This window comes from Streptomyces sp. NTD91, from assembly GCF_059510455.1.
In genome coordinates, this window is sequence record NZ_JCAJZW010000024.1 from 109,985 (window position 1) to 123,500 (window position 13,516).

Consider the following 13,516-nt stretch of genomic DNA (forward strand, 5'->3'; position numbering starts at 1 on the left):
ACCACACCGGTGGGCGGGGGTGAGCCGGCCGGTGAGTGTGGGCGGGCGGGGCCGGCCCCTCCGGGCGTCATGGTGCCGGTTCAGGGGGCGCCGGGGCAGGCGCCGGGCGCTGGGAGGCTCCCGGCACCGCGGCTCCCGGCACCGGGGCTCCCGGCAGGGGGCCCGCCGGTACGGGGTCGGTCGGCGCCGGTCCTCCCGGCTCGGGACCGGCCGGCACCGATCCGTCCGGCACCGGACCCGCCGGACCCGCTCTCGCCCTGGCCTTTGCCCTGAACGGTCCCTTACCCGAGGCCGCCGTCACGTCCGAGGTCTCGCCGACGATCGTGCAGCGCACCAGTCGTACCCCCTGGGCCGCGGCCACCCGCTCGGCCCGCGCGCAGGCCGCCACGCCGCCCTCGTCCCAGTGCGCCGCCGCCGCGAGCGCCGCCAGGTCCGCGCCGCCGGCCGCCCGGTGCCGGACGACGACGGCCTGCCCGAGCGCGAGCACGGCACCGAACACCAGGCACAGCACCGCCATCGCCCCCAGGCTCCAGACGGTGGCGGAACCCCGGTCGGGGTGCCGTCGGCTCCCCGACGCGGCCAGTCCCCGGTCAGCGCGCCGCCGGCTCCCGTCCGTGGCGGATCCTCCGCCCTGGTGCCCGCGACGCCCCGCCGGGGCGGCCGCACGCCCGGTGCGTAGCCCGCTCCTCGCAGTCGCGGCTCGCACGTCCGAGCGCCACAGACGCCACACAGCGCCTGACCCCGGCTCGACACACCACCGATCCCGCGCACGCCCGCGTCTCACTGCCCCGTCTCCCCGCTCCGCGCCGTCTCCTCGGCCGGGGCGACGGCTTCCTCCCGGAGCTCGAACGGCAGTCCGCGCAACATCGGCGGCCTGGCCACGACCGTCACTCGGACCTGGTCGCCCTCGCGTCCCACCGTCACGCGCGCCCCGTGCGGCGCCGCCTCGCGGGTCGTCGTGATCACCGCGTCGGCGGAATCCTGCCGGGCTGCGGCCCGGGCGCCGATGCGAGCGGCGTCCACGCAGCGGATCTGCGCGGACACCACGAGCAGCCCCCACACCAGCGCCATCGTGAAGGCCACCAGGACGCACAGCACCACGGCCGCCTCCGCGGTCACGAACCCCCGGTCCCCGCCCCGCTCACATCCGCTCACTGAGGGCCTTCTTCACGATGTCCTGCAGCTCGCCGCGGACCTGGCCGCTGGTCACGACCTCGTAGAGCAGCACCGCGAACCCGACGGCCGCGATGATCCCCATCGCGTACTCGGATGTCACCATTCCGGCGTCCCCTCGGCACTCCCGTCCGCCCCCGCGACCCTTCGGCCCAGCTCCGCGGCCCTTCCACCGCAGTCGTGCCGCCGTTTCCTCGATCTTCCTGTACAGGTGCATTTCCAACCCCCGTGAGGTTCAGTTCCTTCGCGGTTCTCGCGGTTCTCCGCGATGTCGTCGATTGTTCGGGCTCGTCGGCTCTCGTGCGTCTCATCTGCCTCCCATCACGCCGCCCGCGAGTCCGATCACGACGGGCAGCACGCCGACCGCGATGAAGGCGGGCAGGAAGCACAGGCCCACCGGCGCGGAGATCAGCACGGCCGCGCGCCGGGCCCGGGCCGTCGCCGTGCGGGTCCACTGGGCGCGTGCGTCGGAGGCGAGACGGGCGGCCGGCCCTGCCGCCGGGAGCCCGGACTCGTCGGCCCGTGCCAGCAGCCGCGCCAGCGCGCCGGCTCCGGGTCGCTCGGCCAACCTCCGCCAGGCGTCCGCCGGTTCGCCACCGAGCCGTACCTCCGCCGCACCTCGCGCCAGCGCCTCCCCGACCGGTCCGCCGAGCGCATCGCCCACCGCCTGGGCGGCGATCACCGGACCGGCACCGGCGGCGATGCAGGCCGCCAGCAGGTCGGCGGCCAGCGGGAGTTGTCGTACGGCTTCGACGGAGTCGCCCTGCTCCGTCCGCCCGGACGCCGACTGCCGGCTCCACCACCGCCACAGCAGAGCCCCGGCGCCCAGCCCCAGCACACCTCCGCTCACCCCGCCGACCAGCCCCCACACCCCGCACGCCGCCCCGGCGGGCGCCAGCCACTGCCGCGCCGCGCACGCCGCCGCCGCCGCGAACTGCGACCGGCCCACCGGCACTTCCGACCCCAGCAACTCGGCCACCCGCCGCCGCGCCCGGCGCCGCCGCCGGAGCAGGTCCGGCAGCAGGACCGCCCAGCCGAGGGCCGACGCCAGGACCGCGGCCATCCCCAGCCTGTGGACAACTTCCCCGCTCATACCGCCCGTTCTCCCCACACGTCCTGAACCCCGCCCCGCGTCACGCCCGTCCGTCCTTTCCGCATCCGCCGCCCGCCCCGACACATGGCGCCCCGTCGCCGACGTCCCCCCGCGCTCGTGACGCCGCTTCCCCACTCACACCGCCCCCGCTCCCCGCACGATCCGCAAGGCCCACCACGTCCCGGCGATCTCGAAGGCGGATCCGATCGCGAGGCAGCCGAGGCCGGCGCCGGTGTGGAGCAGGACGTGAAGGGGGGCCGCGCCCATGGCCGAGCCGAGGAGGAGGCCGAGTGCGGGGAGCACGGCGAGAAGGACCGTGGTCGCTCTGGCGCCTGCCAGCTGCGCGTGCAGGTCCGCGCGTTGGTCGCGCTCGGCGCGCAGGGCAGCCTCCAGCCGGTCCAGGCCTGCCGCGAGTCCGGCGCCCTGGTCGACGGCCACCCGCCAGCACGCGGCCAGCCCGAGCAGCCCCTCGGCGCCCGGTTGCCGGGCCGCTGCGGCGAGCACGCCCGGCACGTCCCCACCGAACCGCGCCGCCGCGACCACGGCCGCCTGCACCTCGCCGAGCCCGCCGGAGTCCCGCGCCGCCCGCAGCAGCGCCTCCCCCGGCTGCCGTCCGGCGCGCACCTCCCCGGCGAGCGACCCGCACAGGGCGATCACCGCGTCCGCCTGTCGCTCCCGGACGCGGCGGGCCTGCCGGGCCAGCCGCACCCGGCGCAGCACCGGCACCCCCGCCGCCCCCGCGACGACCGGAAGCACCGAGGCACCCACCAGGCCGAGCAGCAGGCCGGCGGCGAGCGCCCACCATTCGGCCCCCAAGCGGCCACCCGTGTTCCGCAGTCGCGCGAAGGCCCGGTCCCAGGAGGGTGGGCCGGTCGTCACCTCTCCACCGCCCGCCAGGAGCAGCCTCGCCCGCCGCATTCCGTAGTGCCACCCGCCCAGCAGCCGGACCAGCGCGCCGAGACAGACCAGCGCGGCGCTCAGGGACGTCTCACCGATCACTTCCGTCACCCTCGTCCTCGAACTCGCCCGCGGCTCCCAGCAGGTCCCGCAGCCTCTCCCAGCCCCGCTCCCGCACGAAGGCCCGCTCACCCCAGCGCAGCGCCGGCACGGTCCTGACCAGCCCCGAGGCGTCCCGCTCCAGGACGTGCACCTCGGCGATCCGGCGCCGCCCGGACCGGTCCCGTACCAGGTGCAGGACGACGGAGAGCGCCGCGGCCAGCTGGCTGTGCAGCGCGACCCGGTCCAGCCCGGCGGCCGTGGCCAGTGCCTCGAGGCGGGCCGGGACGTCTCCGGCGGCGTTGGCATGGACCGTGCAACAGCCGCCTTCATGACCCGTGTTGAGGGCCGCGAGCAGATGCACGACCTCCGGTCCGCGGACCTCTCCGACGACCAGCCGGTCGGGCCGCATCCGCAGCGCCTGCCGGACGAGGTCCTCCAGGGCGACCAGGCCGGCGCCCTCCTGGTTGGCGGGCCGGGTCTCCAGCCGGACGACGTGCGGATGGTCCGGCCGCAGCTCCGCCGAGTCCTCGGCGAGCACGATCCGCTCGCCCGCCCCGGCCAGGCTCAGCAGGGCGCTGAGCAGCGTCGTCTTGCCGCTTCCGGTGCCGCCGCTGACGAGGAAGGACAGCCGGGCCGCGAGCAGCGCCTTGAGGATCCGCTCGCCGCCGGGCGGCACCGTGCCGGCCTCGACCAGTTCGTCCAGCGTGAACGCCCGGGGCCGTACGACCCGCAGGGCCAGGCAGGTGCAGCCGACGGCGACCGGGGGCAGCACCGCGTGCAGCCGGGTGCCGTCCGGCAGCCGGGCGTCCGCCCACGGCCGGGCGTCGTCCAGCCGGCGTCCGGCCACGGCGGCGAGCCGCTGGGCGAGGCGTCGTACGGCCGCCGCGTCGGGGAAGGTCACCGTGGTCAGTTCCAGACCGCCGCCGCGGTCGACCCACACCCGGCCCGGGGCGGACACCAGGACGTCGGTGACGTCCGGGTCGGCGAGCAACGGCTCCAGGGGGCCGGTGCCGACGAGTTCGGACCTCAGTTGCCGGGCAGCACCGAGGACTTCGGCGTCGCCGAGCACCCGGCCCTGTTCGCGCAGGGCCTGGGCCACGCGCGCGGGGGTGGGTTCGGCGCCGCTCTCGGCAAGTCGACGCCGGACGCCGTCGAGCAGGGCGGCGCCGTCCACGCGGTCGAGTCCGGGAAGGGTCATCGGGTGCCTCCGGCCTCGACCAGCGCACGCTCCCAGAAGTTCAGGCAGAAGCGGGCGAGCGGGCCGCGTCCGGTCGCTGCGGGCGGCTTCGCGCCGCTGTGCGGGCGCTGCAGCGCCGGTTCGACCGGCACCTCCCCTGCCAGCGGCAGGCCGAGCAGCCGGGCCACCTCCCGGTCGTCCAGCCCGGGTGCGTACGGCCCGCGCACCGCCACCCGCAGGTCGCGCACGACCATGCCGACGGCGGAGGCGACCCGCCCGGCGGCGGCCACCGCGCGCAGTTCGGCAGGGACGACGAGCAGTGCGAGGTCGAGCTGGGCGAGGACCTCGGCGACTCCGTCGTCGAGGCGGCGGGGCAGGTCCACCACGACCGTGCCGCCGCGCCGCCTGGCGGCGGCCAGCACCGCGCGCACCGCCTGCGGCGGGACGGCGACGCAGTCGCCGCGGTCCCAGCTGAGCACGCGCAGGGAGTGCAGTTCGGGCAGCGACTCCTCCAGCGCGCCGCCGCCGACCCGGCCGCGGGAGGCGGCGAAGGCGGGCCAGCGCAGTCCGTCGGTGCTCTCCCCGCCGAGCAGTACGTCGAGTCCACCGCCGAGCGGATCGGCGTCCACGAGGAGGGTGCGCAGTCCCTCGCGCGCGGAGGTGACGGCGAGCGCGCACGCGAGCGTGGAGGCCCCGGCCCCGCCCCGGCCGCCGATCACCCCGACGGTGAGGGCCGGGCGGCCGACTCCCTCGGCGACGTCGGCGATCCGGTCGACGAGCCACTGCTCGCCGTCGGGAAGCATCAGGACGTGGTCGGCGCCGATCTCGACCGCGCGTTGCCACACCCCGGGGTCGTCCTGGTCGCGGCCGACGAGCACCACGCCGCGCCGGCGTGTGGCCCCGTGGACCCGGCGGACGGCGTCGTCCCCGACCAGCACCAGCGGGGCCGTCTCCCAGCCGTCGCCGTGTTCCGGTACGCCGTGGTGGACCTCGGGGGTGGCACCGGCGGCCGCGCACAGGCGCAGCAGGTCGTCCAGGAGCTCGGCGTCCTCGGTGAGGATGAGGGGCCGGCCCGGCGGGTCCGAGGCGCCGGGCGGCGGGTCGTGGGTGACGGCTGCGGTCACGGGTGCTCCCCCTTCGCTGCGTGGGTCGCACGGCCCCTGCGGCCACGCGATTCCCAAAGGTGTGAAGAACCGGCAAGTGGCTCGCATATGAGCGGGCGGCAGAAACCGGTCACAGGCGCTCCGGCAATCGGAACCGGCCAGGAACTCGCCCCGGCCGAGCGCGCTGGAATCACGGTGCAGCGATCCGCGAAATCATGTGGATCTTGGTCGAAATCTGTGGACAACTCGGGGCCTGTGAATATCACCGTCACCCATACCGGTGACCTCTGGACCGATCCCTGGGCGACTTCCACAGAGCAGCGCGATGATTACCCGCAGTAACGGATCTTGGCGTGCCGAAGCGGCGGCCGCGGCGCGGCCGTGTCGGCCCCGCGGTCGCTCGGGAAAAGGGGAAGGAGGGAGAAAACCCGTCCGGACATGCGACGACCCCCGCCGGGGGGGAGAGCGGGGGTCGTCCCCACGGCCGACTCGGGGGGGGAGGAGTCGGACCGGGTTAGCACGGTCGCGAACGATCCGTGACTTCCATGGTGTACCCGAGAGGCCTCTCAGGCAAACCCACGCGCCCCACCTTACGCCGAATGGTGGGCGCCTATGCTCAGGGGCGTGGAAAACCACTCCTGGCCCCGCGCGGCGGCCTTCTTTGATCTGGACAAGACGGTCATTGCGAAGTCGAGCACGCTCACCTTCGGCAAGTCCTTCTACCAAGGCGGACTGATCAGCCGCAGGGCCGCGCTGCGCACCGCATATGCCCAGTTCGTCTTCCTGGCCGGCGGCCTGGACCACGACCAGATGGAGCGGATGCGCGAGTATCTGTCCGCCCTGGTCCGCGGCTGGAACGTACAGCAGGTACGACAGATCGTCGCCGAGACCCTGCACGACCTGATCGACCCCATCATCTACGACGAGGCCGCCTCCCTCATCGAGGAGCACCACGCGGCCGGCCACGACGTGGTGATCGTGTCGACCTCGGGAGCCGAGGTGGTCGAGCCGATCGGCGAACTGCTGGGCGCGGACCGGGTGGTGGCCACCCGCATGGTCGTCGGCGAGGACGGCTGTTTCACCGGGGAGGTGGAGTACTACGCCTACGGCCCGACCAAGGCCGAGGCGGTCCGGGAACTGGCCGTGTCCGAGGGCTACGACCTCGACCACTGCTACGCGTACAGCGACTCGGCGACCGATCTGCCGATGCTCCAGGCAGTCGGGCACCCGCACGTGGTGAACCCGGACCGCGCGCTGCGCCGTGAGGCACTCGCGCGCGGGTGGCCGGTTCTCGAGTTCCGCCGGCCGGTCCCGCTGAAGAAGCGGCTGCCCACGTTCTCCGTAGCGCCCGGCCCCGCGCTGGTCGCGGCGGCGGCCATAGGTGCGGCAGCCGCGACCGCCGGCCTTGTCTGGTACGCCAGCCGGCGCCGGACCACCGCCTGAGCGGCAGCGGCTCGCCACCGACGCACGGCACTCGAAAACCTGTCCGGTTCATCCGTGTTTTTAACCGGAAGCAAAGAACCGCAGCCGGGGGTTCCGCTTCCTTGCGGCTCGCGGTACAAAGGCCTTAGGCCCGCGAGACCGAAGGACATCCGAGAGGATCACCTCACTACGCACCGGCCCCACGGACCGCGCATGGACACCGGGCACCCACGCGACGTCGACCCGTCGATTACGGGCCAGCCGCACCAGGTGACGGGCAAAGTCCCCGACCTGATGGGCAGATATCGAGGACGCTTGGTAACTCGGTGAGCATGCCAGCGGCGGTACGAGTTCTCGTACCGCCGCAACCCATGTCCGGGGTGTCGCCCCCTCAGGCCGCGCCGCGCTGCAGTGCCTCGCACACGGCCGTCGACTCGCGCGCACCCAGCTCGATCGCTCTGCCGCAGTGCGCGATCCAGGCCGCCATGCCCTCCGGGGTGCCGGAGACGTATTGCTCCAGCGCGGACAGATAGGAGGCGCGGCCCAGCTCGGCGTGGCCGACCTCGGCCGGACAGATCGCCTTGGGGTCCAGTCCGCTGCCGATCAGCACGATCCGCTCGGCGGCGCGAGCAACGAGGCCGTTGTGGGACGCGAAGGGCCGCAGCGCGAGCAGCTCGCCGTGCACCACGGCCGCCGTCACCAGTGCCGGTGCCGATGTCCCCGCGATGATCAGGTCGGCGAGCCCCTCCAGCCGGCCGGAGACCTCCCGGGCGTCCGGCAGCGGCAGCTCGACCAGTGGCTCGTCCACCGGCTCGCCGGCCTGGCGCGGCCTGCCGACCTCGTCGCCCTGGGTCGCCGCGGCCACCACGTGCAGCCGTGCCAGCACCCTGAGGGGCGACTGCCGCCAGATGGACAGCAGCTGTCCGGACTCCGCCGAAAGCCTGAGAGCGGCACCCATGACGCGCGCGTCCGCGTCACCGCCGAAGTCGGTACGCCGCCGCACCTCCTCCAGAGCCCAGTCGGCGCCGGACAGCGCCGCGGAGCCGCGGGCGCCGCGCAGCGCCGCCTCGGAGGTGATCTCGGAGCTGCGCCGTCGCATGATCCGATGCCCGTAGACCCGGTCCACGGCCTTGCGCACGGACTCCACGGATTCGGCCACGCCGGGCAGCGAACCCAGGGTTGCGAGCGGGTCGGCGTTCGCGCCAGTCGTACTCATGCGTACGACCCTACGCATCCCCTCGGCCGACCCCTCGAAGGAGTGGTCTTCTTCACTCGGCCATGACACGGACAGCCATCGATTGACTACTGTTGGTGAACATGAAAATTGCTTTCGTCGGAAAGGGGGGCAGTGGCAAGACCACGCTCTCCTCCCTGTTCATCCGCCATCTCGCGGCTGCCGGTGCACCGGTGGTCGCCATCGACGCGGACATCAACCAGCACCTCGGTCCCGCGCTCGGCCTCACCGAGTCGCAGGCCGCCGCACTGCCCGCCATGGGCGCACGGCTGCCACTGATCAAGGAGTATCTGCGTGGCACCAACCCGCGCATCCGCTCCACCGCTCAGATGATCAAAACAACTCCTCCCGGTGCGGGCTCACGGCTGGTCCGGGTGCGCGAGCCGAATCCGGTCTACGACGCCTGCGCGCGGCCGGTGGAACTCGACGGCGGCGCCGTCCGTCTGATGGTCACCGGCCCCTTCACGGCCGCCGACCTCGGGGTCGCCTGCTACCACTCCAAGACGGGAGCGGTGGAGCTGTTCCTGAACCACCTCGTCGACGGCCCCGACGAGTACGTCGTGGTCGACATGACCGCGGGTTCGGACTCCTTCGCCTCCGGCATGTTCACCCGCTTCGACATGACGTTCCTCGTCGCCGAACCGACCCGGAAGGGGGTCTCCGTCCATCGCCAGTACAAGGAGTACGCCCGCGACTTCGGCGTCGCCCTGAAGGTCGTCGGCAACAAGATCCAGGAGCAGGACGACATCGACTTTCTGCGCGCGGAGGTCGGGGACGACCTGCTCGTGGCCGTCGGCCGCTCGGACTGGGTGCGCGCCATGGAGAAGGGCCGACCGCCCCGGTTCGACCTGCTGGAGGAGACCAACGCCCGCGCTCTGCACACCCTGCGGGCCGCCGCGGACGCCACGTACGCGCTGCGGGACTGGGAGCGCTACACCCAGCAGATGGTGCACTTCCACCTGAAGAACGCCGAGGCGTGGGGCAACGAACGCACCGGGGCCGACCTGGCCGCCCAGGTCGACCCCGCCTTCGTGCTCGGCGAATCCCTCGGCGCGCAGGCCACGACGACCGTATGACTCCCACGGTGTGAACGCCCGGACGCGACGTCCACGGTTCGCGCGTGGTGTCTACGGCCTGACCGCCGGCGCTCCGGGCACCCCCTTCGGCGCCGGGGCCGGGCGACCGGAGAGGAAGGACGCCCAGCCCTGCCTGGGGGCCTCGCCCACCTGGAGGGTGCGGAGCCTCCCCAGGGCCCTCGGATCCTGGGCATCCAGCCAGTCGACCAGCTGATGGAAGGAGACACAGCGCACCTCGGGCTTGTTGCACACCTCCTTCACCGTCTCCTCGACGGCGCGCATGTACGTGCCGCCGTTCCACGACTCGAAGTGGTTGCCGATGACCAGCGGCGCGCGGTTGCCGTCGTAGGCCCGGTAGAAGCCCTTGACCAGACCGTCGCGCATCTGGTCGCCCCAGTACTCGAACTTGTCCGGGTCACCCTGGGTCCGGGTCCCGGACTGGTTCACCATGAAGTCACGGTCCATGGTCAACCGCTCGTAGGTGTGCCCGGGGAACGGCACCTTCTGCATCGACAGGTCCCACAGGCCGTCCTTCTCGCTGGGCCAGACCTGTTCGGCCGCGCCGCTGGAGTCATAGCGGAAGCCCAGCTCGCGGGCCGCCTTCATGAAGTTCTTCCGGCCTTCCAGGCAGGAGGTCCGTGCGCCGATCAGTTCCTTGTCGTAATCGAAGGGCAGTGGCGCCGTCTTCGTCATGCCCGTGTTGGTCTTCCAGGTCTTCACGAACTGCTTGGCCTGGGCGATCTCGCTCTTCCACTCGTCCACCGACCAGGTGCCGATCCCGCCGTCGGGCCCGCAGAAGTGGCCGTTGAAGTGGGTGCCGATCTCATCGCCCTCCAGCCAGGCCAGCCGGGCCTGCTCGACCGTGTCGGCGATGCCCTTCTCGTCGCTGAAGCCGATGTCGGAACTGCCCGGCGCGTGCTGGGGCGGCTTGTACAGCTCGCGCTTCTCCTTCGGCAGCATGTCCACGCCACTCAGGAAGAACGTCATGGTCGCGTGGTTCGCCTTGGCCACCTCACGAAAGTGCGCGAACAGCTTCTGGCTGCCCTCGCCCGCACCGTCCCAGGAGAACACCACGAACTGCGGCGGCCTCTGACCGGACTTCAGCCGTTCCGGGCGGAGCAGATGCGGCTGTGAGCCGGTGTACGCGGTGGATCCGTCGCCGATCAGCCGGAACACACTGCCGGGCGCCGGCACCCCCGCCTGCGGTCCGGGCGCGGCTTGCTTCGGGCCGTGAGAACCGTGGGAGGCGTCGGAGCCGGTCGCACAACCGGCGAGCGACGAGGCGCAGGCCGCGGCGACCATGACGCCGACGGCGACCCTCTGGGTGGCGGCCATGTTCCGCCCACCTTCTTCCTTCTCTCCGGCTTCTCTCCGGCAATCGCCGATGTGGGCCGTTTTCTGGTGGTGCGCCGGGCTCGCACCGACAGCACCGCCAAGGTCGCACGGGATCGAGAAGGGATCAGTACGACAAGCCGATCAAGCAATTACTTCCCTCGCCCGGGGAATCGATTGGGCTGTTTGCCGCGAAACGCTATGCATGGCCTTTACGTCGGATTACGTTCTCTTTGCCATGTATCACTCCATCCCGCCGCCCTGAAGGAGACGGGACCGTGTCGGTCTTCACGCCCCCGCACACTCAGCACCCCCACCCCCCGCACAGTCCACCGCCGACCCGCACGCGCCCGCTCGCCCTGGCCGGCGCCGACCTGTCGGCGTCCATCGCGGTCCTCCTCATCGCCCTGCCCCTGTCCCTCGGGATCGCTCTGGCCACCGGCGCCCCGCTCCAGGCCGGCCTCGTCGCCGCCGCCGTGGGCGGACTCGTCGCCGGCCGGCTCGGCGGCTGCCCGCTGCAGGTCAGCGGTCCCGCCGCCGGACTCACCGTGGTCACCGCCGACCTGATCCACCGCTACGGCTGGCGGGCCACCTGTGGCATCACCGTCCTCGCCGGACTCGCCCAACTCGGCCTCGGACTCCTGCGGGTCGCGCGCGCCGCCCTCGCCGTCAGCCCGGCCGTGGTGCACGGCATGCTCGCCGGGATCGGCATCACCATCACCGTCGCCCAACTGCACATCGTCCTCGACGGCAGTCCCGATAGCTCCGTGCTCGCCAACGTCCTCGCCCTGCCCGCGCAGTTGGCCCGCCTGCATCCGGCCGCCGTCTCGACGAGCGCGCTGACGCTGGCCCTGCTCATGGCCTGGCCCCGGCTGCCCGGCCGCGCCGGACGGCTGCTCCGCAGCGTGCCGGCCGCCCTGGTCGCGGTGACCGGGGCCACCGCCGCGGCAGCCCTCACCGGCCTGTCCCTGCCCCGGGTCGACCTGCCGTCCTGGCGCAGCCACGCCCTGCCCGGACTGCCCGAGGGAACGGCGCTCGGACTGGCCTTCGCCGTGCTCACCACCACCCTGGTGTGCAGCGTGCAGTCGCTGCTCGGCGCGGTGGCCGTGGACAAGCTGGTCGCGGCCCGCCCCGGCCCGGCTCCGCGCGCCGGCCGCTCCGATCCCGACCGGGAGCTGCTGGGGCAGGGAGCCGCCAACGTCGTCTCCGGAGCGCTCGGCGGGCTGCCGGTCGCCGGGGGGGCCGTGCGCAGTACGGCGAATGTCGCATCCGGTGCCGTGAGCCGGAACTCCACGATGCTGCACGGCGTTCTCGTAGCAGTCGCCGCGCTGCTGATGCTCCCGATCCTGGAGAAGATCCCTCTCGCCTCTCTCGCCGCCCTGGTGATGGCCGTCGGCATCCAGGTGGTGTCCCTGCACCACATCCGCACGGTGACGCGCCACCGCGAAGTGCCGGTCTACGCCGCGGCCACACTCGGCGTGGTGCTCCTCGGCGTCCTGCAGGGCGTGCTCCTCGGGGTCGCCGTGGCAGTCGCCGTCTCCCTCCACCGCCTCGCCCGCACCCGGATCACCCATGAAGAGAGAGAAGGAGTCCATCACGTAAGAGTCCGGGGCCAGTTGACGTTCCTCGCGGTGCCCCGGCTCAGCCGAGCCCTGCATCTCGTACCCCAAGGCGCCCACGCCGTGCTGGAGTTGGAGTCATCGTTCATGGACCACGCGGCGTACGAGTCGCTGCAGGACTGGCGCAGCGCCCACACCGCCCGGGGCGGCAGGGCCGAGCTGACGGGGCGCCGGGGCGGAACCCGGAACGCCGAACCGGCTCCGTCCACCGGACCGGCCCCGACCTCCGCGTCGCCCGCACCCACCGGACCGGCTCCCTCCCCCGGATGCCGGTGCCGCCCCTGGACGCCCTGGCGCGGTCACCGGTCCTGTTGCCCGGGCGCCGTCGCCGCACCGGCGGGCCGGGAAGCAGGACACGAACTGGCCCGTGCGGTCGGCTCGTTCCAGCGCGACACCGCGCCGCTGGTGCGTGCGGAGCTGGCGCGGCTCGCCCGGGAGGGCCAGCGGCCGGCACAGCTCTTCCTCACCTGTGCCGACTCCCGGCTCGTCACGTCGATGATCACCGCGAGTGGCCCCGGCGACCTGTTCGTCGTCCGCAACGTCGGCAACCTGGTGCCGGCCCCGGGCGAGGAGCACGGCGACCACTCGGTGGCGGCTGCCGTCGAGTACGCGGTGGAGGTGCTCGGTGTGCGCTCCATCACGGTGTGCGGACACTCGGGGTGCGGAGCGGTACGGGCGCTGCTGACCGCGAGCCCCACGGGGAGCACGGAGGGCGCCCGCGGGGACATCCCTGGCAGCGCGGAGCAGGTCGGCGGGGACACCCCGCTGGGGCGCTGGTTGCGGCACGGGGTGCCGAGTCTGCAGCGCATGGCCGAGAGCCGCCGCGCCCGGCCCCGGCTCGCCGGGCGGCCCACGGCGGACGCGATGGAGGAGCTGTGCCTGATCAACGTGGTCCAGCAGTTGGAGCACCTGCGGGCGCACGCTCCGGTGGTCCGGGCGCTGGCCAGGGGTGAGCTGGAGCTGCACGGGATGTACTTCGACGTGGGCGAGGCACAGGCGTATCTGCTGGCACGGAACGAGGGAGCCGACGTGTTCGAGGACGTCGCGGCAGGCGTCACGGACGGGGCCCGTGCGCGGGAGGCGCACAGTCCGGGGTGAGAGAGGGACGCGCGCCGACGTGAGAAAGGCGTTCAGGTCGGCGTGAGGCACGCGCGCGACCCGGCCGCACCACCACCGCCCAGGACAGGTCTAAACCAATTTCGCCGACGGCCCTTGTCACCGGCCCCCGTGTCTGATGAGCTGTGGCCCGGGACACAACGGACACCCTTCGAGAGGGAGATGTCGTGAG

The 13,516-nt window shown here is 73.2% G+C and carries 12 protein-coding genes; 3 read left to right on the forward strand and 9 right to left on the reverse strand.

The annotated features are described in order from the left end of the window. Positions 1 to 67 precede the first annotated feature (67 nt). The 7 genes from AC5WRT_RS23885 to ssd form a co-directional block, all read right to left on the reverse strand. A complete protein-coding gene (locus AC5WRT_RS23885; RefSeq protein ID WP_496095820.1) occupies positions 68 to 583 on the reverse strand; it encodes an Rv3654c family TadE-like protein in 516 nt (171 codons plus the stop codon). A gap of 197 nt (positions 584 to 780) precedes the next feature. Further along, positions 781 to 1,155 (reverse strand): TadE family type IV pilus minor pilin, encoded by a 375-nt coding sequence (locus tag AC5WRT_RS23890; protein ID WP_496100587.1) that lies wholly within the window; start codon positions 1,153 to 1,155, stop codon positions 781 to 783. Next, positions 1,142 to 1,390, reverse strand: coding sequence for a DUF4244 domain-containing protein (locus AC5WRT_RS23895; RefSeq protein ID WP_496095737.1), 249 nt, complete (start codon positions 1,388 to 1,390; stop codon positions 1,142 to 1,144). Before AC5WRT_RS23895 ends, AC5WRT_RS23890 begins: the two co-directional genes overlap by 14 nt. 90 nt (positions 1,391 to 1,480) lie before the next feature. Continuing rightward, entirely contained in the window at positions 1,481 to 2,266 is a 786-nt protein-coding gene (locus AC5WRT_RS23900; RefSeq protein ID WP_496095736.1) for a type II secretion system F family protein, read from the reverse strand. A 135-nt stretch (positions 2,267 to 2,401) separates the two neighbouring features. Continuing rightward, entirely contained in the window at positions 2,402 to 3,265 is an 864-nt protein-coding gene (locus AC5WRT_RS23905) for a type II secretion system F family protein (RefSeq protein WP_496095818.1), read from the reverse strand. Further along, the gene (locus AC5WRT_RS23910; RefSeq protein WP_496095735.1) at positions 3,255 to 4,463 is read right to left on the reverse strand and encodes a TadA family conjugal transfer-associated ATPase; all 1,209 of its coding nucleotides are present in this window, start codon (positions 4,461 to 4,463) and stop codon (positions 3,255 to 3,257) included. Before AC5WRT_RS23910 ends, AC5WRT_RS23905 begins: the two co-directional genes overlap by 11 nt. Further along, on the reverse strand, positions 4,460 to 5,566 hold the full coding sequence (gene ssd, locus AC5WRT_RS23915; protein WP_496095734.1) for a septum site-determining protein Ssd: 1,107 nt from the start codon (positions 5,564 to 5,566) through the stop codon (positions 4,460 to 4,462). The genes AC5WRT_RS23910 and ssd overlap by 4 nt, the downstream gene beginning before the upstream one ends. Before the next feature lie 591 nt (positions 5,567 to 6,157). Here ssd and AC5WRT_RS23920 point away from each other — a divergent pair. Beyond that, entirely contained in the window at positions 6,158 to 6,988 is an 831-nt protein-coding gene (locus tag AC5WRT_RS23920; protein WP_496095733.1) for an HAD family hydrolase, read from the forward strand. Positions 6,989 to 7,358: 370 nt separating this feature from the next. On the opposite strand, the gene AC5WRT_RS23925 is transcribed toward AC5WRT_RS23920, so the two are convergent. Further along, entirely contained in the window at positions 7,359 to 8,183 is an 825-nt protein-coding gene (locus tag AC5WRT_RS23925) for a Fic family protein (RefSeq protein ID WP_496095732.1), read from the reverse strand. Between the two features lie 101 nt (positions 8,184 to 8,284). On the opposite strand from AC5WRT_RS23925, the gene AC5WRT_RS23930 reads away from it, so the two are divergent. Continuing rightward, positions 8,285 to 9,277 (forward strand): ATP-binding protein, encoded by a 993-nt coding sequence (locus tag AC5WRT_RS23930; RefSeq protein ID WP_496095731.1) that lies wholly within the window; start codon positions 8,285 to 8,287, stop codon positions 9,275 to 9,277. A 51-nt stretch (positions 9,278 to 9,328) separates the two neighbouring features. Here the strand turns inward: AC5WRT_RS23930 and AC5WRT_RS23935 are convergent, their stop codons facing one another. Further along, positions 9,329 to 10,612 carry a polysaccharide deacetylase family protein gene (locus AC5WRT_RS23935; RefSeq protein ID WP_496095730.1) on the reverse strand — a complete coding sequence of 428 codons (1,284 nt, stop codon included), beginning with the start codon at positions 10,610 to 10,612 and terminating at the stop codon, positions 9,329 to 9,331. Positions 10,613 to 10,887: 275 nt separating this feature from the next. On the opposite strand from AC5WRT_RS23935, the gene AC5WRT_RS23940 reads away from it, so the two are divergent. Next, positions 10,888 to 13,326, forward strand: a complete 2,439-nt coding sequence (locus tag AC5WRT_RS23940) for a bifunctional SulP family inorganic anion transporter/carbonic anhydrase (RefSeq protein ID WP_496095729.1) — start codon at positions 10,888 to 10,890, stop codon at positions 13,324 to 13,326. Positions 13,327 to 13,516: the final 190 nt, after the last annotated feature.